Source organism: Exiguobacterium sp. s124, assembly GCF_018617485.1.
Taxonomy (GTDB): Bacteria; Bacillota; Bacilli; order Exiguobacteriales; family Exiguobacteriaceae; genus Exiguobacterium; species Exiguobacterium aestuarii.
The window spans coordinates 81,990-103,010 of sequence record NZ_JACSKH010000001.1 but is presented as its reverse complement, the minus strand read 5'-3'; the positions used below and the strand labels follow the sequence as shown (position 1 = coordinate 103,010).

The following is a 21,021-nucleotide window of genomic DNA, read 5'->3' as shown; positions in this document are numbered from 1 at the left end:
AGCGGCGCTGATTTTTTCAGCGTCGCTTTTATTGAGATTTTTCTAACAGACGTTTTTGCGTTTCGTTAAAAGCTTCAATGTCTTCATCCGTCATCACGTCGTTATGTTCTGACATATAAGGATTGTCTTTCAATAATGTCTCTAGTTTACTTAATTCAGCACTTAATCCGCTTTTTTGATAGAGGTTGGATGCTCCTACCGAAGTCAATGTCCCCGCCTGACTCACTTTGAAGTGTCCTTGTTGTAGACCGACGATCCGATACGCTTTTTGGATTACAGGTCCTTCATATGGCTGTAAATACAGTAAAACTTTCTCACCCTGTTTGACGAGCGGGTCTTCTTCCATATCATTTTGTAGGAGGGTGATTGTATCAGTTCGCGTCAGCTCATGACTCACGTCTCGATATATCTCCTCCACTTGAATGCGTGATTCGAAGAAATTAACCGAATGATATTCAAAAGGTCTCGGGGGACGGTCCACTTCTCCGACAATGACGACCGGCGAACGTGTAGCTAATTCGTCTATATGTCGAAAGCTTTCGGTCACAGCCAAATCACTCGTGTTTACTTCTTTAAGCATTTCACCAAAAATGACATAACCTGCTACCGCTACAACAGATATTATTCCGATTGTCCACTTCTTCAAAAAAACTCCCCCTATCGATTCATCTATTCAACCCTCTTGATTTTCTAATCGAGCACAACGGTAGCTCAACTAATCTATGCCCTAATCCATGACTTTCTATCATTCTATCAAGATAAAGGGACTACTTTCTGACACTTTAGGGTATTTCCTACAAATACATATAAAACATAAGTAAGAAGTGAGGGGATTGTATGACGATTCAACAAGTGCTCTACATACTCGTGACCGGTGCCGCGTTCATGGCACTCGTCGCCTACGTCTCGTATCGCATGACGCGAGGAAAAGTCGAAAGTGCCGATGACTACTTTTTGGCCGGTCGTGGACTGACAGGTGTCTTTATCGCGGGGTCACTCCTGTTGACCAACTTGTCAGCAGAACAATTGATCGGCTTGAACGGTCAATCGTTCGCCGGGAACATGTCGGCCATGGCTTGGGAAGTCACGGCGGGGATTGCCGCAATTATCATGGCCCTCTTTTTGTTGCCACGCTTTCTTGGCATCGGGATCTCGACCATCCCTGAATTTCTAAGTCAGCGCTATGACGAGGACGTTCGTCGTTTGACCGTCCTATTGTTTTTACTCGGATACATGTGTGTCACGATTCCGTCTATGCTGTACTCGGGTGGATTGGCCGTCCTTCAACTGTTCGACGTGCCTGCCCTTCTCGGTATCAGCTTTGAGCAGTCGCTTTGGATTGTTGTTTGGTTCATCGGGATCATCGGTGCGATTTATGCGATCTTTGGAGGTCTTCGCGCAGTTGCCGTTTCCGACACGTTGAATGGGATTGGTCTTATCATCATCGGTTTTCTCGTTCCGACACTCGGTTTCCTCGCGTTAGGTGACGGGAATCTTTTGAACGGGATGAAGACCATTGCGACGACAAACCCTGAAAAATTGAATGCCATCGGCTCAGCCAACGACTCGGTTCCGTTCCTGTCCATTTTCACCGGGATGATTTTTGCGAACTTGTTCTACTGGGCGCTCAACCAATACGTAATTCAACGAGCCCTTGGCGCAAAAAACTTGGCAGAAGGACAAAAAGGAGTACTCTTCACTGGCTATTTGAAATTACTCGTTCCCATCTTTATGCTCTTGCCTGGGGTCATCGCGTTTCATTTGTATGGATCGAACGTCGAGAAAGCCGATTTGGCGTATCCGAGCTTGATTGCTGAACTGTTACCGATGTGGCTCATGGGCTTTTTCCTTGCCGTCTTACTCGGTGCCGTGTTCAGCTCATTTAACTCACTGTTAAATAGTATCGCGACGCTGTTCGTCCTCGATATTTATAAACCAAAGTTCAAGCCGAATGCCTCTGACCAAGATTTGATTCGCGTCAGCAAATGGTTCGGCACGTTCGTGGCACTCGTCTCGTTCTTCGTCGCCCCGAACCTCATGTATGCACCAGACGGGTTATGGGATTTGATTCGACGTTTCACAGGCTTCTTCAACATTCCAATACTCGTCATTGTCCTGATTGGTATGCTCGTTAAACGTGTTCCACCGATTGCCGCGAAGACCGTCGTCTTCTTCCACGTCATCGCTTACTATTTCCTCGTATGGGGAACGAAACAATGGTTTGGAGTAGAAATCGGGATTAACTTTATCCATATTTACGGCATTCTCTTCGTTGTCGAGACAGGCATCATGCTCATTTTTGCGCGTGTACGACCGATGCTTCAAGCCAATCCGATTCGAATCGAACTCGGACGGGTCAAACCGTGGCGCCACGCGTTATCGACTTCAATCTTGCTTGTCGCTTCGATGATTTTCGTCTATCTCGTCTTCTCACCAATCGGACTCGCCTACGCAGACGGGATTGTTTCTGGTTGGTTCGCTCCATTGACGATTGGACTCATTGCCGTGACGACCCTTCTGATCTGGGCATCTTATCGCTATGGACTCGCACGATATGAACGCTACCTCAACAACTTAGGTGAAGAACCGCCTGAAGTAGAGGAAGCGAGTAGCTAATGAAAAGAGACCTTCTTGGACTAGACGTCAAGAAGATCTCTTTTTTGTTGCTGCTTCTGTTCATACATCGCATCATCTGCTTCTTGCCAGAGTACTTCAATCGATTCTGGACAGGATGCCCAGGCCAACCCGATGGCAACTGAGATTCCTTCTTTCCTGCATGTCGTTTCGATTTTACAGACCATCTTCTTGCACGCCTCTTCCGACATCATCTGAAGAAACAAGACGAACTCATCTCCTCCAATCCGATAGACAGAGGGCTCGATGGTTTGAAGGAGGCTACCGACACGCTTCAATAAACAATCACCGGCAGAGTGCCCTTCCTCATCGTTCACGATTTTTAAATCATTCACATCGAGTACGATGATCCCAACGTCGGTCACTCCTTCCGCTTGACCAATTGTCTCTTCAAACGCCCGACGATTGAAGACACCGGTCAAACTGTCATGCCGACTCTCATACAGCAGACGCTCACGCTCGGTCATGGCCGCCTCGATGTTTCGAATAACACCTTGAACCGCCACAATCTGACCGTCTTCATAAATCGGAGTCGTATACTCCTCAAACCATACATAGGTGCCTTCATTCGTACGCCACCGTTGAAGAATCGCTTCTTCATAGTCGACACGCCCCATCACTTTGTCTAGCAACAGCCGTCGATCATCCGGATGGATTCTACGGAAACATTCCTGCGCATCTGCATAACTACGCATGACCGTCCCTTCCCCCAAATATAAATCTAAGGAAGGACTGATATACCGAAAACGCCACATCGGTTTCGTTTCAAAAATATAGATGACATCTTTCGTTTGGTTCCCGAAATGCATGAACGAAAGCGTCTGTGGATGTAGCCGTTGACGCTTATGTAGCCACAAAACAATCAAACATCCAACGAGTATCCCTAAAAAGAATAGCGTCATTGAACACACTTCCTCTCTATTCGCCCATATCGTACCACGTTCGAGGTCAGACACCTGTTTCAATTCCTGTTATTTGGTAAATGTTTTTTTGAATATTGAGTAAATTTATGGATGATCTCGAGGTACATGATATAGTCGAAGTACTTGATGACTCACACTCTGGAGGTCCTTTTGAAAAACTTTACACATGTAACAGTGGACGAAGCGTTCTCTGGCGTCTATTCCGTCACGAGCCTAGACACGTCCATTCATCAATCCTTCGGCTACGCCAATCGTTCCGAACAGATTCATCATGATGTGACGACAAGGTTCGGGATCGCTTCTGGCTGTAAACTGTTCACGGCGATCGCCATTTGTCAGTTAGTCGAACGAGATCGACTCTCTTTTTCAACTTCACTTGAGTCCTTTCAGACACTCGACTTGCCTTACGTTTCGTCCCAAGTCACGGTGCATCAGCTGTTGACCCATACGTCGGGCATCCCGGACTATTTTGATGAGTCCGTCTCTGACGACTTCGAAGCGTTATGGCGCAATGTTCCGATGTATCGGCTTCGACAGCTACGTGATTTTTTACCGTTATTTCAACAAAAAGCGATGCGGAATGAACCAGGTTCCCGATTCTCTTACAACAATGCGGGGTATATCCTGTTAGGGTTGATTGTCGAAGAAGTGACCGGGCAATCCTTCACCGACTATGTCGAGCAATCGATTTTTCAGCCTGCCGGCATGAGCGATTCCGGATATTTCTCACTCGATGCCTTGCCTGCTAAAACAGCGCTCGGCTATATCGACCACAAGGACGGAACGTGGCGTACGAATCAATATGCGATTCCAATTAAGGGCGGAGCAGACGGTGGGGCTTTTGTGACCGTTCAAGACATGACCCGATTTTGGCAGGCATTGCTTTCACATCAACTTCTTGATGCGTCTTCCACGGCGCGCCTCCTCACACCACACGTCACCGTCAATGACCGAGGTGGGAGCTATGGATATGGACTTTGGATTCAGCATCATGCGACAGGGGATATCTTTAAATATCATGTAATGGGATATGACCCGGGTGTCAGTTTTCATTCCGGTTACTATCCGGAAACCGATATCATTTCTGTCGTATGTGCCAATCAGTCCGATGGCGCGTTCGACGTGATGAAGCAAATCGAAACACAGATTGGAGAGAAATTCGAATGAAGGTCCGTCCATATGTCTCACAAGATTTTGAACACATCCAGCGACTCAATCGTGAGGAGGGTTGGACTCAGCTCGTTGAACGACATGAATTGACCCGTGAAGCGTGGCGTCAATCGAACGTCACCTACGTCATGGAGTCTGATCATGGGGAGATTATCGCTTATTTGCGTGGATTGACCGATACGACAGTCAGTCTATATGTGTGTGAACTATTGGTCGCTTCTGCCTATCGAAAACGTGGTCTTGGTGAACAGCTTCTCCAACATGTCCATGCGCTATACCCCGAAACGCGTCTTGAAATGCTGGCGAGCCAAGCTTCTCACACATATTATGAAAAACTACGATTCCGTCCGTTTTACGGGTTTCGGAAAACCATTCACGAATAGGAGGAATATATATGAAACTCGCTCTCGTCACTGGGGCATCGCGTGGTCTCGGTCGTGCCATCGCCCAAGAACTACAATCTCGAGGTTACGAAGTTGTCGGACTCTCACGCTCAAAGGCAGAAGACGTCACGTTCGAACAACGTTCTGTCGATCTCTCAAGCGTCTCAGGAATCGAGACAGCCATCGAAGAAATCACTCCGCTATTCGAGAGTGCCGATTCAATCCTTCTCGTTCAAAATGCAGCATGGATCGAACCGATTCATCGTGTCGGACAGTTGAATGGGACGAAAGTGACGGCGCATGTTCACGCCAACTTACTCGCGCCGATGCTGTTAGCGAATGCGGTCCTCTCTTTTAACAAACCGACCAAGTTGATTCATGTGACGTCTGGTGCGGCCAAACGTCCGATTTCAGGTTGGAGCGCGTACTGTGGTACGAAAGCTGGACTCGACCATTTCACGGAAACGCTGGCACTTGAACTCGACGGTACACCGCATCGCGCGGCGCTCTTTAATCCCGGTGTGATGGATACGTCGATGCAAGCGGAGATTCGTTCTTCTTCGGAAGAGGCGTTCGCGGACCTCGAACAGTTCCGTTCATACGAAACAGAAGGACGCCTCCGTTCTCCCGAGACGGTCGCGCGTGTATTCGCCGAACAGTTGATTGACCGTCCCCTTGAAAATGGCAAGACGTATTCGATTTATGACTTAATCAAATAATTTACCTAGTCAAAAATAAAACAACCCCACTGCCGATAAACCGTCTACACTACTTTCATAGACATGTGAAAGGGTGGATCATGATGAAGACCATTGCCGGAGGATTACTGTTATTTGGCTTGTTCAGTTTAACGATGTCGTTCACGATGATCGGGGATACCGCTGTCGTCGGGGCGATGGTGAGCGGGGTCGCACTATTGTGTAGTGTCGGACTATTTTTCGGAGCAACTGAGCTTGCCCGAGTACGTAGCGACCTGTTTCACGACAAAAAAACGTCTTTCCCATCTGAATGAGGGAAAGACGTTTTTGATTCAGTCTTCTTCGTATTCATCTAATAAATCGTCGACATCATATTCTTCAAAGTCATCTTCGTCGATAAAAATATCGCGATCATTTACGACGTGAATCGGGCCATTGGCCACATCGATCCGAATCGTCCACGCCCAAGGAATGCGTAACCGGTTATATACCCCTGTCCAAAACTCCATTGACTCTTGCTCAAACCGTTCAAATTCTGTCAGGAGTTCTTTAAACGAAACACCTGATAGCTGGAAGTTTGAGTCCTGAAGTCGTTGAAGCGCATGGTGTTTCGCTTCTAATTCGGCCGCCCGAACCATTTCTTCAGCGGTTGCCATCTCGAGGATTGTTCCGTCTGGCGGGAGAATATCGTATACGTTGAACAATTCGCCTTCTTCTACTTCTACATCGTCAAACTCATAGTCATCGTGCCGCATACTACATTCCTCCTTACGCAATTTGAATCCCCTCTATTGTACCACTCTCTACCCGATTCCCCCTAAAGATTCGTGCATATATTTTATTTTGTACGGGAAAGAGTCTTAGAGTGAGAACATCCATAGGAAAAGAGGTTATGCAGATGAATGAGTCATTCCAAGCACTCGTGCTCGACCAGCACGATGAACACCTTCATGCCGAAGTGAAAGAAGTAAAAGCTGACGTGCTTCCAAAAGAAGAGGATGGGAACGTCTTGGTGGAAGTTCACTACTCCGCATTGAATTATAAAGACGCACTCGGATTAACGTCATCAGGTAAAATCGTGAGCCATTACCCGTTCATTCCAGGTTGTGAATTCGTAGGCACCGTCGTCGAATCGGACCATCTCGACATCAAAGTCGGCGATGAGGTCATCGCCACTGGTTTCGGAATCGGAGAGCGTCATTTCGGCGGTTTCAGTCAATACGCCCAAGTGCCTGGTAACTGGCTCGTCAAATTACCAAAAGGGATGAATATGAGGGACGCCATCGCAATCGGAACGCCAGGACTCACCGCCATGTTGTCCATTGACGCACTCGAGCATGCCGGTGTTCGTCCGGGTGAAGAAGTGCTTGTCACAGGCGCGACGGGTGGAGTTGGGAGCTTCGCCATCACGTTGCTTCGCCGTCTTGGCTATCACGTCGTCGCCTCTACTGGTAAAACAGATTCACCTTACTTACGTTCACTCGGTGTCGAGACCATCATCGACCGAAGCGAATTAGAAGGACCGGTTCGTCCACTGGCGAAACAACGTTTTGATGCCGCCATCGATTCGGTCGGCGGGAATACCCTCGCCAACATTTTAAGCCAAACACGTTACGAGGGTGCGGTCGCCGCATGCGGTCTCGTCGGAGGAGCAGATTTACCGACGAGCGTCTATCCGTTCATCCTACGCGGGGTGAAACTGATTGGAATCGATTCGGTCATGCAACCGATGGCACGCCGTACAAATGCATGGGAACGCCTTGAGGAACTCATTGATCCAAAAGTGTTGAACGACATGATCCATGAGATTCCGTTACACGACGTCCCACGTCACGCCGAAGCGATGATGCGTGGCGAGTTGAGCGGTCGCACCGTTGTCCGTCTTCGCTAAGCACATCAAAAAAGGCTGAATCGCTCTGGCGATTCAGCCTCTTTTTCTCTCTATTCTCCATGGTGTGGAATTAGATGGTAAAGCCGGCCGGTGCATCTTTCACAACGACGAGCACTTTTCCTTGATCTAACTTTTCTTCTAAACGTTCCGACTCTTCTTTCGTGAAGCCGAGCTCTTGGAACTCTGCGCGAAGTTCGTCCCCTTTTTTGCGGAACATGTTTTTAGCGGCTGTCCCCAAGCCGACGTCACTCGCAGAAACGGTGTTCGCATCCGCGTTGTCCGCAACACGTTTACTTCTGTCATCGTCATGTGTGATGACGTAAATGTTGGATTCATCTATCCCATTTGATTTCATCGATTGAACGGCGGTTACGACTTCTTCATCATTTGTAAATTCTTTGTACAAAACTGACATGTCTATTCTCCTCCTTCAATTCTACTACACTATTATGTATTGCCTTCTTTGATGGTCTTCACACATTAAAAAACGATGACAAACGTCATCGTTTTGTTAAACGGCAGGTTCCTGCCCTTTTTGTTTTTTCAATTCTTCCAAGAGAATATCCGATTCATTGAATGGAATCGAATGTCGACCGATTCGCTCGACGTGGTCATGTCCTTTACCGACGACAACGACTCGCTTCCCTTTTAATGCTTGCATCGCGGCATGGCGAAGCGCATCTTCTCTCGCTTCAAACGTCACGTAATTCACGTTCGGCTGAAGTCCTTTTACTAAATCATCAACGATTTGTTTCGGGTTCTCCATACGGACGTCATGTACGGTGACGATGACCTCGTTCGAATATTGACTCGCGATGCGCCCCATATCTTGACGCTTCGTCGGGTCCCGGTCTCCTGCCGCACTTAAGACGACGACGAGAGACCCATCATCTTGTTGTAACGTGGACAAACACTTCTCTAAACCGTCTGGGGTGTGTGCATAATCGATATAGATTTCGGCATCCTCTGTGTCGAGGCGCTCGAGACGTCCTTTTGGTAACGTCAGTCCTGGTACATTCAAGACAATCTTTCGAAGGGCCATATCAGATGTTGAGACGAGTCCGATCGCTGCTGCCAAATTCGCCGCATTGAACGCACCCATAAATCGCACGGGTACTTCTAGCTTAAATTCTTTCATATGAACAAGAACCGTATCCTCTCGCCAAATGACCTGAATATCGGCTTCTATTTCTTCTCTAGTGCTATACATAATGACTCGGCGCGTCGGTGCAAACTCAGCCATCACTCGGCTAGCCTGGTCTTCCGCATTTAACACGATCGCGTCACCATTCGTCACTTCTACCTGTTCAAACAATCGCGCCTTCGCCCGGGCATATTCATCCATCGAACGATGGTAGTCTAAATGATCATGCGTCAAGTTTGTAAAGGCGGCTGCATGAAAATGGATTCCGGCCACGCGGCCTTCCATCAATGCATGTGATGACACTTCAAGCACACAATCCGTGACACCAGCATCGACCATATCCGCTAAAATACGATGTAAGACGACTGCTTCTGGAGTCGTATTGGCCGTTTCAATCGTCTGATTAAGAAAACGAGCGCCAATCGTACTGACGATTCCAGCGCGTTGTCCTGAAAGACGTAATAAATCGTATGTCAGTGTCGCTGTTGTTGTTTTTCCATTCGTTCCTGTCACACCATATATGCGCATCCGATGAGACGGATGGTCATAAAAAACACTCGCAACCGCTCCTGCCGTCTGCTTCGTATCGGCAACAACCACATTCGGTACATCGAGATCGAGTGGATATTCTGAGATGACCGCACTCGCACCATTGGCCACGGCGTCTTCCGCAAACTTGTGTCCATCGACCGTGTAGCCGCGAATGCAAATAAAGACATTCCCTGAACTGACCTTCCTGGAGTCTGTTTCGACTCCGGTCACCCATGGATCAAGCTTCATGTCATCCATCTCATTTTGTAAAATGGCGGATAAACGTTTCGTTCTCATGCTGTGTACGTCCTTTCTCATGGGTGTCGCTAGGTGTATAAACCTTATCGTCATGTTACTAGATTTTAACGGCAATTGAGATGACAAATATATTACTTCCCGTTTTCAATGAAAAGCAATCACTTCACGAAAAAAACCTAGACGTCACTTTCACGTACTAGGTTCCTCTTCTTTGAATGCGAGATGATGTTTGGTTAACTCCATTTGTAGGATGTTGATGGCATTCGGTCCGATTCCGTGCCAATTTTCCACCTCATGACGCGTATAGTGACACAGTTGACTTAAGGACTCGATTCCTTTTGACGCCAGAGCTCTTCGGGCTGGTGCAGCTAATTTCGGTAAGGCAATCATCCAATCTCCACCTTCCGCTTTCTCACTCGTTCGTTGATAGGAAGACAGGCAAGAACTTGTTCGATTCGAAACGTTCGTCTAGCCCGTTTATTCAAATCCCACGCCACGACATGTTCCCCTTGCATTTTAATCAATTTGACCCGCCGTTTTGAAAACGCCCCATGTCGATCCACATATACCATCTCCGTGACCAGACCCGAACGCATCCATCGTAACAATTCTTCTCTCATCCTGCTTTCCCCTCCTTTAACTCCATTATACAGAACATTTGTTCTTGTTTCTATGGATAAGCTGTTCGCTTACTCAAATTTCGATTATGATGAAGGAAATTCAACAAGAAAGGAAAGAAGACCATGACCTATGTTTTGTTACTGATTTTAGCGGTCTTTTTATTCGGCGCGATGATTTTCGCCGCACTCGCGTTACCGAACCTTCGCAATATTCTATTCAACCGTGGCAGTTTGTTTAATCAACAGAGTGAGACCGTCACTTGTCCGAAGTGCAAAACGTCGTTTAAACGTGCTCCAGGAGATGCACAGACTTGTCCGAATTGCTATCACACGTTTTGAATGGGTAAGTAGTTGCATATTCGTTTGCCGTTTTTCACATCCTTTTGTTTGAATGACCTCAAATTAGTGAAATAAGAAAAAGGATGCTTTATCCAAGTAAAGTTCCTTATTCTTTTTTACTGTTGAATCCTCATTCCATGCGAAAGGAGTTGCATATGCTTCCTACACTCGACGAGCGCCTGATCGATCAAATCCGTTTAAAGAATCGACAAGCCCTAGAACATTTATATGCTCGCTATGAAAATCTACTCTATCGATACGCGCTCCATTTAAATCATCATCCCGCGACTGCTGAGGCGGCTTTAACCGACTTATTTTGTCGCGTCTGGCAACAACGCCTCAACTTCGAACCTCATACAGAAACAGTGCGTGCAACCCTTATGCGTTCGTTAGAACAAATTTTGCATCATATGAAAGAAGAAACATCCGTTTCTAGCACATCTAAAATACCTTCCGCATAAGATTTTGTTGTCACCTTTGAATACATTCGTTTTGCTTGTTCGGTTGCATTGTTCACTAAATATCCGTTCCCCACATGTTTCAACATGCCAATGTCGTTCCCACTGTCACCAAAAGCGTACGTATCTTCTCGTAAAAAGGAAGCAGTGGCGTATACATATTCTAGGCTTGATACTTTCCCCGCATGCTTCGGATAAAAATCGACATCGAATGCATCAGCAGGGTCACCCGCTTTCGGATTGCATCGACTCATATTGACGGCAATGCCCTCTTCATCAGCTAGCACTTGGACGCCTTCTCTCCATTTCCATTGTTGATGGCGTATGTAATAACTCCGAATCCAAGGACTTGTCCCATTCCCTGGCTGTTCTTCCAGACCGATCCTCATTTGTTCGACTTGTGCTACGATGCGTTCCACACGAGACACAAAATCGCTCGGGAACGACTGTTGATACATCCTATCTTCAAAAAACGTCCCGTCCGCATCGATTCGATAGAGCTCCGTCCCAAGACTCGAAGCAATTCGATGTGGCCAAAAGCGAAGATTCGCCCTTTTTACTTTTTCATGTAATGACGTTAGAGAGCTTCCCGTCACCCACATTGTCGAAAATTTGGAGGAATGTCGCTCTAGAAAATCTTCAAGACGACGCACGGATGCCAATTGAGCTGGCGTACATGCATGAGGAAAATAAGTCTCATCAAAGTCAAAACAAATGAGTATGTTTCCTTCATTCGTAAATCGCTTCATCGTATCGTCTCCTTATCGTTTTCTCTTTCTCCTATAGTACAATGAAACAGAGGAGGCATCTTATGATTCAACGTATCTTTCAAGTATATTGCCAAGTGAGTAGCCTGATTACAGGATTTTTCATTGTTTTCGCTTTTCTACTCGGCATTCGATCCTATTTCTTTTGGATAACGGTCAGTTCTCCCTTGATCGCTATCGGATTGATGCTCGTGACAGCGGTAGGGCTGAGCGCCATCACCTATACCTTTTCAGAGAAATTACGATTGTTCATTTATACGAGACTTCCAAGCCAATCATCAACATGTTCAATAAATAGTCACACAAAATAGTCATCCATTTTTCTATTTTGTCCGTTAGATCAATACAAGGGACATCCCTTCTGCGCAAAGGAGTATGTTATGACTGACTTAGAATTATACGAGCGTGTCCGACAAAAGGACAAAGAAGCGCTCGAAATATTGTATGATCGGTATGAGCGAATTTTATACGCCTTTGTTCTACAGCTGACAAAGGATCGCGATTTAGCCGAAGAAGCCATGCAAGAAGTATTTATCAAGTTGTGGCGCGGCGGTGGCGTCTATGATGACTCGAAAGGCAAATTCAGGTCTTGGCTCTTTACGATGAGCCGCCACGTGGCCATCGACTTGATTCGAAAGCGTAAACCTGATTTACAATTAGATGAATCTTACGCCGAGGCTATCCCTTCTGACTCACCATCCGTTGAAAAAGAAGTGGAATGGCAAGAAGAACGCGCTCAAATCGAGACGGCCATGGCGACACTTCCGGCCGAACAACAGCAAGTCGTCCGACTCATGTACTTCCAAGGATTAAGTCAGCAAAAGATTGCTGATGCATGTGGCATCCCGCTTGGTACAGTGAAAGGAAGGGTCCGACTAGCGCTGAAGCAACTGAGGAAACAGTTATCCCATGAATTCATCGGAAAGGAGGTAGAACAATGAACGCATGCGACCAATTGATTGACTATTTCAACCAACATCTATCAGAAGATGAGCGAGCGAAATTTGAACAACATCTGGCTTCGTGTAAAGATTGTCAAGAAGAGCTCGAACAACTCGAAGCACTCGTCGGTGGCGTCGCGTTCTTGTCTACTCCGATTGAACCACCCCGAGGCATGAAAGCACGTGTCCTCGATCGTGTATTCGAAGAAGAAGACAATGAACCTGTAACATCTTCTGTGACATCTGATCCCGTTCCACCTGTCACACCTTTCAAAACAAAACGAGAACGGAAAGTACCTGTCTGGGGAATGGTCACACTCGCGGCAGCGCTCCTTCTCTCTTTGATTGGAAACGGGTATTTACTCACCAATCAACCCGACTCACCTGGCATCGCATTGACCGAAACGATTCCACTTGAGGGTGAATCGGAAGGGACCGCTTATCTTGCAGAGCAAGGCGGTACGACTCAATTGATTGTCCAAACGAACGGCTTAGCCTCACTCGACGACAATGAAGTGTACCAAGTGTGGCTCTTAAAAGATAACGCCCCAATCCCGACCGGCGCCTTCGTCACAGACGACAAAGGCAACGGGACCGTCATCTATACGCTCGACTCGGATGAAGTCGACGTCGACTGGGATACGGTCGCCGTCACGAAAGAACCGAATCGCGGAAACGAGACACCACAAGGTGAAATGGTCTTAAGTGCGAGTTTATAATTCCCTAACCGGACGCATCTGCCGTCCGGTTTTTTTTGTTATGATGGACCAAAGGAGTGGATAGGATGGGAAAACTTAAAATCGGTATCGTCGGACTTGGTAACATTGCCCAAAAAGCGTATGTACCGATCCTCGCGAACCACCCACGTGTTGACGTGGTCGGTGCCTTTTCTCCGAATAAATCTAAACGGGAGAGCATTTGCCAAACGTATCGGATGACCTCGTTCGATACGCTAAGTGAACTCACCTCATCGGTCGATGCGGCCTTCGTACATAGTTCGACTGAAACCCATTATGACGTCGTATCGTATTTACTAGAGCGCGGAATCGACGTGTATGTCGATAAGCCGCTCGCAGCAACATTGGATGAGGCGGAACAACTCGTCGAGCAAGCCGAACGGCTCGGTCGCAAGTTGATGGTCGGATTCAATCGACGCTTCGCCCCGATGTACAAACGTCTCCAACAGGAGTCACCTGCGCATATGATTGATGTGGTGAAACATCGAGAGGACGGCATCGGTCCTCATGATGTGACGTTCACGCTACTTGACGACTATCTACATGTCGTCGATACGTTACGCTTTCTCGCCGGAAACGAGCTTCGACTTGTTTCTGGTCAAGTCGAGGTCAATGCCAAACAGGAACTCCGCTTCGCCCGCCACGTTTGGCAAGATGAGCATGGGATGCACACGACATCGATGCATCGCTCGGCCGGCGCGAACCATGAGCACGTCTCCATCGTTCGTAACGGAGAACGATTGTCTGTGGATGAGATGATCTCATTACATCGCTTCAAAGATGGACGACATGAAGTCGAAACATTTGGATCGTGGGACACGACACTCACCCAGCGAGGATTCCAAGGGGCAATCGACCACTTCCTTTCTGCGCTCATCGATGATACGCCGATTCAAACAGACGGTCGTGTCGCCCTCGAGACACAGCGACTTGTTGCGAATTTATTCTCTTAATAAGGAGGAGAATCTATGGTTTTTATTATGGTTATGGTCATCGTTGTTACAGCAATTGGTTCAGATACAATAATCAAGATGAAAAAAGCCAGTGTCGAAGAGCGTCGCCTAAAAATTGAGGAAGAGAAACTTGCCATCCAACGTCTCCAACTCGAAATGAAACGCGAACAAGACAAGCTCGATCATCACGGCTTTTAATCAAAAACGGTCGCCCCGATTTTTAGAGGGCGACCGTTTTGATTAAAGATTGCGTTCTGAAATGGGCAGCTGTTGTCGTCGTTCTGCGAGCGTCGACCACGTCACGGCCGTCATGATACAACCGGCACCAATAAAGAAATTCAGATGAAGCGTCTCATTCAAGACGAGCCATCCGAGCGTCCCTCCGACCAATGGTTGAAAGAAGAAAAAGAGTGACCCGACACTCGCATCCATCAACTCAAGCCCTTTGTTCCAAAAGAAGAACGCCCCTGCCGTCGATACGATACCGATATACAGGACACTGAGCCAAAGGACACCATTCAATTCCGGAAAGCCGTTTTGCATGACCTCCATACTCATCAAAGGGGTCATCAACAACCAGGCGACTCCAATCGCAAACGTCGTGAGCGTCAACGTCGATAAAGTCTGTGTTCCGATTTTTACATAGATAGACATGAGCGCCCACGTCACGGCGGCTAATACGAGTATAAAACTACCTAAGCGATACGTCCCTTCCCCTTCCCAACCAACCACAATGAGAACACCGACCGTCGCCAGTCCGAGCGCCCCGATTTTGACTGGGGTCAATCGTTCCTTCAACAAAATTCGAGCGAATAAAACCATGAACGCCGGCGTCGCTGCGGTCACGAGAGATCCGGTATGCGCATCCGATAGCTTCGTCCCGATAAATTGAAACGAAATCGAGGCGACATACCCGATGACACCTACGAGTCCGATCCATTTCCAATCCGTCCGCCGAATCGATTCCCGTCCAAACCGAAGCCAGACAACGAATAACACGGTAAATGCGACCGCATATCGTAACCAGACGAACGTAAACGGTTCGATATAAGCGAGCGCATACTTACTGACCACATACATCCCGCCCCATATACTCGCCGCAAGTGTTAAACTGAGTGCCCCTAACCATTCTTTCCTCATGCTCTCGTCCCCCTCAATGGCGACTATATACGACGTCATCGCTTCGATTTCCTCTATTTTCGTTGTCAGCTGTATGAAAAACGCTTACAATCAAGACATAGATAAATGGAAAGGAGGGAGAAAGGTGAAATTTGTCGGACGTACGCATTGGACAACTGAACATTTGTACATTTTGCGTGCGATTTTTCACGATGTCGCTTAATCAAGGGACCCGTCTGTCCTTTTTTAGACATTGCTGAATATACGACAAAGCGCCTCTCTCTCTAAACCGAGCGCTTCTTTGCGCTCGGTTTTTTTGATAGGCCCTAACTTAGGAGGAACCTATTATGTTGATTGATCTTCAACACATTCAAAAACAATATGGCGGTCACGCCGTTCTCACAGATACGAATTTATTGATAAACGAAAATGAACGAGTCGGGCTCGTCGGCCGAAACGGAAGTGGCAAAACGACGCTGTTACGCATGATTGTCGGCTCTGAAGAGCATGATGCCGGCACAATTTACCGTCGGCAGCGACTCTCCATCGGCTATTTAGTCCAACTTCCCGACTATCCCGGTCATAGCGGACGCGACGTGCTCCTTACTGCCTTCGAGGGCGTGCTTAGTCTTCGCGAGAAGATGTCTCGTCTCGAGCAGGAGATGGCGACGTCTGAACAACTCGAACGTCTTCTCGAATCGTATGGTACCGTCCAAGCACAATTCGAACATGCGGGCGGATACGTCTACGAATCAAAAATCAGTGCGATGATCGACGGGCTAAAGCTGACCTCATTCGTGGACCAACCGTTCGATACGTTGAGCGGTGGGGAACGAACGAAAATCGGTCTCGCCTTGGCGCTTCTTCAAGAGCCGGAGCTACTCATTTTAGATGAACCAACGAACCATTTGGATTTAGAAGCGATGACGTGGCTCGAATCCTATTTACAGGATTACGCCTCTGCGCTCCTCATCGTCTCTCATGACCGAGTCTTCTTAGATGCGGTTGCTACGCGAATCGTCGAATGTGAAGACGGGGAATTGACGAGTTATCCTGGCAACTATACGGATTTCGTCGCACAAAAAGAAAAGCAGCTACTCGACCAGTTCCATGCGTATACCGAGCAACAAAAGAAGATTAAAAAGATGAAAGAAACGATTCGGCAATTGCGCCAATGGGCCAACGAAGGTCATCCACCGAACGAAAAATTTTATCGTCGCGCCAAATCGATGGAAAAGGCACTCGAACGGATTGAACGAATAAAGAAACCACAACTCGAAGCCGACCAACCGAACATCCACTTCACGACGAACGGTCGGACCGGACGTGACGTCTTCGAAGTGAGTGATGTGACACTCGTCTATGACCGTCCCTTATTTGAAGACGTGCACTTTTATACAGGGCATGGGGAACGTGTCGCCATCGTCGGACCGAACGGGAGTGGGAAATCTTCACTTTTGAAGATGTTACTCGGTGAAGTCATGCCGCAAACCGGAACCGTAAGGCGCGCCGACCAAGCCAAAATCGGCTATTTGTCGCAACATATCACGTTCGATGAATCACATCGGTTGATCGAAGCATTCCGAGACCGGATTGCAGTCGATGAAGGAAAAGCGAGACACCTCCTCGCCCAGTTTTTGTTCTACGGACCGAGCGTGTTTAAACCTGTCTCAAATTTGAGCGGTGGTGAGAAGATGCGACTCATGCTCGCCATCCTCGTCCATGAAGAAATCAATGTCCTCGTCCTAGACGAGCCGACGAACCACCTCGATATCGAATCGAGAGAGGCGCTTGAAGAAGCGCTCGAACGATTCCCTGGAACGGTCGTCACCGTCTCCCACGATCGTTACTTCTTAAATAAGCTGTTCCCGATCACGTATTGGCTTGACGGGACGATGACACGATTTGAAGGCAACGTCGCCTATGCCCTCGAAAAACGGGGACAACAACCGAAAGAGGAATCAAAAACGGAACCCGTCAAACCATCCAAATCGGTGAAGCAGACGACATCTGCATCAGCTACGATTGATGAGGAAGTGCATTTGACCCAATTAGAGACGGAACACCGGGCATTGCTTGAGCAGATGAACGAATTGAACGACCTTGATGAGTTGATGGCGCTACAGCAACAAGTCGATGCACTGCAAATAGAAATCGATGACGTGATGACACGTTTACTCGAATCCCTATAAAGAGAAGCGGCACCCAATCAAGGGCGCCGCTTCTTTTGCTCGAATCGAGTCTGTATGAGATAGCCGATGACCGCGATGGCCATCAGCCCGATCGGGAGTAGGCGATAAAGACCTTCCATCGTTCCCGTCGTCAACAGAATCATTCCACTAAGGAACGTCCCGAACCAATATAGCTTTGGCATGTCATCCCTCCATCGATTGCATTCCTCCCATAGGATACCACAAGAAAAGCGCCCTCACTCGGCGCTTTTCTTGATTCTCTAGTCCCCGGACTTTCATCCAACCAAGCCCCGCTCGATTGACCGTCCCATCTATGATTTGGTTCGACTAGAGATGTCCAAGCCAGCGTGACGCATCATTCGAATCGGTTCGTTGTCTATTGGCTCACTAGTCGTCTTCCATCAAACGAAATGAAATCGAACAAGTGACTCGTAGACCGTTTTGATTGAATGGGCACGGCAGGACTTGGCACCTATGATGTCCACTTCTGACGCGGATCATGTGGAATTCCTTATACAAACAGTCTGTCTGGTATGCTTGCTCGGATGGCAAGCAGAGGCCGACGCATCATCGTTTGGAATACACGATTCACGTTCACATGGACTTTCCCATCCGCCTTCTGCCATCAGCTACAGGTGACGAAAGTGCCTACCCGTTCCCCGACTCATTTCAGAAAGTGAATGGTTACATGTATACAATATCCGTTTTAAGCGTGGTTCAACCCTCGTTCACGATTTCTCCATAATCCTGTTTACACATAATGCGTCAGGGCGTAAGCGACCCCGTCCTCTTCCACATCTTTTGTAATATGTGTGCTCAAATCTTTTAGCGGGTCCACAGCATTCCCCATCGCAATCCTCGTCTCTGCCACTTCAAACATCGACACATCGTTCAAATTGTCTCCGACTGCGACGACATCACGCATCGAAATCTGATAATGTTCCGCTAGCTGTTTTAATGCTGCCCCTTTACTCGCATGTGGGTGTCCAATCTCAATTTTCGTCCACCCCGCCGTGGTAATTAAAATATCGTTCCGTGGTTCATAGATTTTGCGCAAACGATGTAGCTTTTGGCGATCGAACGAGTAGACAAACACCTTGTACACCTCATCTCGTGCAAAGTCGATGTCTTCCATCGAATCCATATACGTCAGACCGAATTGCTCATTTTGAATCTCAATCTCACGTTCTGCCCACTCGCGGGTGAACGATTGATCATGCGGCAATACTTCATCAAGTTCCCGCTTTAGTAAGTCGCTTCCCGAACGGAGCACCTTCACTCCCGCATTTGTATAAAATTCGACGTACGCATCGTCCGCCTTCGCAATCTCCCATAGCTCGTCTACAACTGTTTGGTCCATCGCATGATAGTAAATTCGCTCGTTCTCATAAAAGCCGATTGCTCCGTTACCTGACAAAATCGGACAGACGAGGTCACTTCTCTTCAACAGTTCCTCGATATCATGGATGGAGCGTCCTGAACAAATCGCGACGATATCACCATCCTCTTGCCGACGACGAATCGCTTCCTGGTTCGCCTCTGTAATCACACCGGTGCGCGATAACAGCGTTCCATCTAAATCAATGGCAATCAATTTCATAGCATTCCCTCCTCTTTGTTTCTTTTCCCGATTCAACTCCACAAAACACGATTAAACGCGCTTCCTGTTTGCAATGTGGAGATTAGGGAACGGTTTATTAGTGCTACATAATATTTTTTGAAAGGAGACATCTATGAAAGATTCTACACAAAAGCCACGTTTGAATCGCGTCTTTTACATTTCAGCAAGTTTAATCGCCTTACTCGTTCTATTCGGAGCCATCGCTCCAACCACGTTTGCTTCGATCGCAGGATCCATTTTCAACTTTACGACTCGCTCGTTCGGTTGGTTCTATTTACTATCCGTCTTCTTGTTTGTGCTCTTTTTAATCTTTTTAGCGTTCAGTAAATACGGAAAAATCCGTCTCGGAAAGGATGACGATCGTCCACAATATCCGTTCTTCACCTGGATCGGCATGTTATTCTCCGCTGGATTCGGTGTCGGACTCGTCTTTTGGGGTGTTGCCGAGCCGATGAGTCATTTCTTTACGCCACCGTACGCGGATACGGAAGCACTGACGGTTGAGGGAGCACGTCTTGCGATGGCTTATTCGTTCTTCCATTGGGGTGTCAGTCAATGGTCCGTCTTTGCGATTGTCGGACTGATCATCGCCTACTTCCAGTTCCGTCGTAATGCGGATGGACTCATCTCGACTAGCCTCTCACCGCTTATCAAAGAACGACCGTACAAACAACCATTGAACCAGACGATTGATATTTTAGCGGTCATCGCCACTGTCATGGGTGTCGCGACGTCACTTGGTTTAGGTGTTCTTCAAATCAACGGTGGCCTAAACAGTGTGTTCGGGCTCCCAAACACCGCTTGGATGCAAGTCGCCATCATCGTCGTCTTGACTGCTCTCTTTTTAACATCGACGACGACTGGGCTCGATCGTGGCATCAAATGGTTGAGTAATATCAATTTAGGGACCGCCCTCGTCTTGATGGTCTTTGTCTTCTTTGCCGGTCCAACCATCTTCATTTTAGAAACCCTCACCCTTGGCTTAGGTGACTACTTACAAAATTTCATTCGTTATAGTCTTCGGTTACAACCGTATCAGCAAGGGACATGGGTACAGGATTGGACCATCTTTTACTGGGCATGGGCCATCGCCTGGTCACCGTTCGTCGGAGCGTTCGTCGCACGTGTCTCACGAGGACGGACCATCCGTGAATTCATCGTCGGTGTCCTCATCGTTCCTCCGTTCATCGCACTCTTATGGATTGCCGTATTCGGTGGCACTGCCCTACATCTAGATTTATTCGAAGGGACGTCGATTGCCGAAGCCGTCAATGCGGATGTGACGAGCGCTTTGTTTGTGACGTTTGCCGAGCTCCCGTTCAGTTTCATCCTGTCCGTCTTGTCGATTCTATTAATTTTGACGTTCTTAATCACGTCGGCCGATTCCGCCACCTACATTATCAGTAGTATGACGACAAACGGAAGTCTAAACCCTCCCCTCCCTGTTCGAATCGCCTGGGGTGTTCTATTAGGAGGAATCGCTGCCGTCCTATTGATTGCGAGTGGCTTAGAAGGACTTCAAACTGCGTCGTTGATTTCTGCCTTGCCCTTTACGATTATTCTTCTCTTGATGGTCTTCACACTATTCAAGTTACTCCGACAAGAGAATGTACGAAAAATAAAGTAAGGCGCATTCTTCACC

Annotated in this window: 24 protein-coding genes; 13 read left to right on the top strand and 11 right to left on the bottom strand. The window is 47.6% G+C overall.

The features are described 5' to 3' along the window. Positions 1-28: 28 nt before the first annotated feature. Positions 29-646 carry a hypothetical protein gene (locus KNO85_RS00620; RefSeq protein ID WP_214786030.1) on the bottom strand — a complete coding sequence of 206 codons (618 nt, stop codon included), beginning with the start codon at positions 644-646 and terminating at the stop codon, positions 29-31. 191 nt (positions 647-837) lie between these two features. Between KNO85_RS00620 and KNO85_RS00615 the strand changes: the two genes are divergently transcribed. Continuing rightward, positions 838-2,616 carry a solute:sodium symporter family transporter gene (locus KNO85_RS00615; RefSeq protein ID WP_214786028.1) on the top strand — a complete coding sequence of 593 codons (1,779 nt, stop codon included), beginning with the start codon at positions 838-840 and terminating at the stop codon, positions 2,614-2,616. 20 nt (positions 2,617-2,636) lie between these two features. Here the strand turns inward: KNO85_RS00615 and KNO85_RS00610 are convergent, their stop codons facing one another. After that, on the bottom strand, positions 2,637-3,536 hold the full coding sequence (locus KNO85_RS00610) for a sensor domain-containing diguanylate cyclase (protein WP_214786026.1): 900 nt from the start codon (positions 3,534-3,536) through the stop codon (positions 2,637-2,639). Between the two features lie 147 nt (positions 3,537-3,683). Between KNO85_RS00610 and KNO85_RS00605 the strand changes: the two genes are divergently transcribed. From KNO85_RS00605 to KNO85_RS00590, 4 genes are all read left to right on the top strand, one after another. Next, complete coding sequence (locus tag KNO85_RS00605) at positions 3,684-4,724, top strand: serine hydrolase domain-containing protein (protein ID WP_214786024.1); 1,041 nt, start codon at positions 3,684-3,686, stop codon at positions 4,722-4,724. Then, positions 4,721-5,110, top strand: a complete 390-nt coding sequence (locus tag KNO85_RS00600) for a GNAT family N-acetyltransferase (RefSeq protein ID WP_214786022.1) — start codon at positions 4,721-4,723, stop codon at positions 5,108-5,110. Before KNO85_RS00605 ends, KNO85_RS00600 begins: the two co-directional genes overlap by 4 nt. Before the next feature lie 11 nt (positions 5,111-5,121). Then, positions 5,122-5,829: an SDR family NAD(P)-dependent oxidoreductase gene (locus tag KNO85_RS00595; RefSeq protein ID WP_214786020.1), complete on the top strand. Its 708-nt coding sequence runs from the start codon at positions 5,122-5,124 to the stop codon at positions 5,827-5,829. A gap of 83 nt (positions 5,830-5,912) precedes the next feature. Further along, positions 5,913-6,122 carry a hypothetical protein gene (locus KNO85_RS00590; protein ID WP_214786019.1) on the top strand — a complete coding sequence of 70 codons (210 nt, stop codon included), beginning with the start codon at positions 5,913-5,915 and terminating at the stop codon, positions 6,120-6,122. An 18-nt stretch (positions 6,123-6,140) separates the two neighbouring features. Here KNO85_RS00590 and KNO85_RS00585 read toward each other — a convergent pair whose 3' ends face one another. Continuing rightward, positions 6,141-6,563 carry a hypothetical protein gene (locus tag KNO85_RS00585; RefSeq protein WP_214786017.1) on the bottom strand — a complete coding sequence of 141 codons (423 nt, stop codon included), beginning with the start codon at positions 6,561-6,563 and terminating at the stop codon, positions 6,141-6,143. A 143-nt stretch (positions 6,564-6,706) separates the two neighbouring features. On the opposite strand from KNO85_RS00585, the gene KNO85_RS00580 reads away from it, so the two are divergent. After that, entirely contained in the window at positions 6,707-7,699 is a 993-nt protein-coding gene (locus KNO85_RS00580) for an MDR family oxidoreductase (protein WP_214786015.1), read from the top strand. Positions 7,700-7,769: 70 nt separating this feature from the next. Here KNO85_RS00580 and KNO85_RS00575 read toward each other — a convergent pair whose 3' ends face one another. The 4 genes from KNO85_RS00575 to KNO85_RS00560 all read right to left on the bottom strand — a co-directional run bounded on the left by KNO85_RS00575 (position 7,770) and on the right by KNO85_RS00560 (position 10,252). Beyond that, positions 7,770-8,114, bottom strand: a complete 345-nt coding sequence (locus tag KNO85_RS00575; protein ID WP_214744836.1) for a YflT domain-containing protein — start codon at positions 8,112-8,114, stop codon at positions 7,770-7,772. 96 nt (positions 8,115-8,210) lie between these two features. Next, on the bottom strand, positions 8,211-9,671 hold the full coding sequence (locus tag KNO85_RS00570) for a UDP-N-acetylmuramoyl-L-alanyl-D-glutamate--2,6-diaminopimelate ligase (protein WP_214786013.1): 1,461 nt from the start codon (positions 9,669-9,671) through the stop codon (positions 8,211-8,213). Between the two features lie 150 nt (positions 9,672-9,821). Next, a complete protein-coding gene (locus tag KNO85_RS00565) occupies positions 9,822-10,022 on the bottom strand; it encodes a hypothetical protein (RefSeq protein ID WP_214786011.1) in 201 nt (66 codons plus the stop codon). Then, entirely contained in the window at positions 10,019-10,252 is a 234-nt protein-coding gene (locus KNO85_RS00560) for a hypothetical protein (protein WP_214786009.1), read from the bottom strand. The genes KNO85_RS00565 and KNO85_RS00560 overlap by 4 nt, the downstream gene beginning before the upstream one ends. A 123-nt stretch (positions 10,253-10,375) precedes the next feature. On the opposite strand from KNO85_RS00560, the gene KNO85_RS00555 reads away from it, so the two are divergent. Continuing rightward, positions 10,376-10,591: a zinc ribbon domain-containing protein gene (locus KNO85_RS00555; protein WP_214786007.1), complete on the top strand. Its 216-nt coding sequence runs from the start codon at positions 10,376-10,378 to the stop codon at positions 10,589-10,591. 406 nt (positions 10,592-10,997) lie between these two features. Here the strand turns inward: KNO85_RS00555 and KNO85_RS00545 are convergent, their stop codons facing one another. Then, complete coding sequence (locus KNO85_RS00545) at positions 10,998-11,798, bottom strand: HAD family hydrolase (RefSeq protein WP_214786003.1); 801 nt, start codon at positions 11,796-11,798, stop codon at positions 10,998-11,000. 398 nt (positions 11,799-12,196) lie between these two features. On the opposite strand from KNO85_RS00545, the gene KNO85_RS00540 reads away from it, so the two are divergent. The 4 genes from KNO85_RS00540 to KNO85_RS00525 all read left to right on the top strand — a co-directional run bounded on the left by KNO85_RS00540 (position 12,197) and on the right by KNO85_RS00525 (position 14,645). Then, complete coding sequence (locus KNO85_RS00540) at positions 12,197-12,757, top strand: RNA polymerase sigma factor (protein ID WP_214786001.1); 561 nt, start codon at positions 12,197-12,199, stop codon at positions 12,755-12,757. After that, a complete protein-coding gene (locus KNO85_RS00535; protein WP_214785999.1) occupies positions 12,754-13,476 on the top strand; it encodes an anti-sigma factor in 723 nt (240 codons plus the stop codon). The genes KNO85_RS00540 and KNO85_RS00535 overlap by 4 nt, the downstream gene beginning before the upstream one ends. Before the next feature lie 65 nt (positions 13,477-13,541). After that, positions 13,542-14,447, top strand: a complete 906-nt coding sequence (locus tag KNO85_RS00530; RefSeq protein WP_214785997.1) for a Gfo/Idh/MocA family protein — start codon at positions 13,542-13,544, stop codon at positions 14,445-14,447. 15 nt (positions 14,448-14,462) lie between these two features. Further along, positions 14,463-14,645 carry a hypothetical protein gene (locus KNO85_RS00525; protein WP_214785995.1) on the top strand — a complete coding sequence of 61 codons (183 nt, stop codon included), beginning with the start codon at positions 14,463-14,465 and terminating at the stop codon, positions 14,643-14,645. Positions 14,646-14,687: 42 nt separating this feature from the next. On the opposite strand, the gene KNO85_RS00520 is transcribed toward KNO85_RS00525, so the two are convergent. Continuing rightward, positions 14,688-15,587: a DMT family transporter gene (locus KNO85_RS00520; protein ID WP_214785993.1), complete on the bottom strand. Its 900-nt coding sequence runs from the start codon at positions 15,585-15,587 to the stop codon at positions 14,688-14,690. Between the two features lie 326 nt (positions 15,588-15,913). On the opposite strand from KNO85_RS00520, the gene abc-f reads away from it, so the two are divergent. Beyond that, on the top strand, positions 15,914-17,758 hold the full coding sequence (abc-f, locus tag KNO85_RS00515; RefSeq protein WP_214785991.1) for a ribosomal protection-like ABC-F family protein: 1,845 nt from the start codon (positions 15,914-15,916) through the stop codon (positions 17,756-17,758). A 17-nt stretch (positions 17,759-17,775) separates the two neighbouring features. On the opposite strand, the gene KNO85_RS00510 is transcribed toward abc-f, so the two are convergent. Further along, complete coding sequence (locus KNO85_RS00510) at positions 17,776-17,940, bottom strand: hypothetical protein (RefSeq protein WP_214785989.1); 165 nt, start codon at positions 17,938-17,940, stop codon at positions 17,776-17,778. Positions 17,941-18,509: 569 nt separating this feature from the next. After that, positions 18,510-19,358, bottom strand: coding sequence for a Cof-type HAD-IIB family hydrolase (locus KNO85_RS00505; protein ID WP_214785987.1), 849 nt, complete (start codon positions 19,356-19,358; stop codon positions 18,510-18,512). 133 nt (positions 19,359-19,491) lie between these two features. Here KNO85_RS00505 and KNO85_RS00500 point away from each other — a divergent pair, with 133 nt between their 5' ends. Then, positions 19,492-21,006: a glycine betaine uptake BCCT transporter gene (locus tag KNO85_RS00500; protein ID WP_214785985.1), complete on the top strand. Its 1,515-nt coding sequence runs from the start codon at positions 19,492-19,494 to the stop codon at positions 21,004-21,006. Positions 21,007-21,021: the final 15 nt, after the last annotated feature.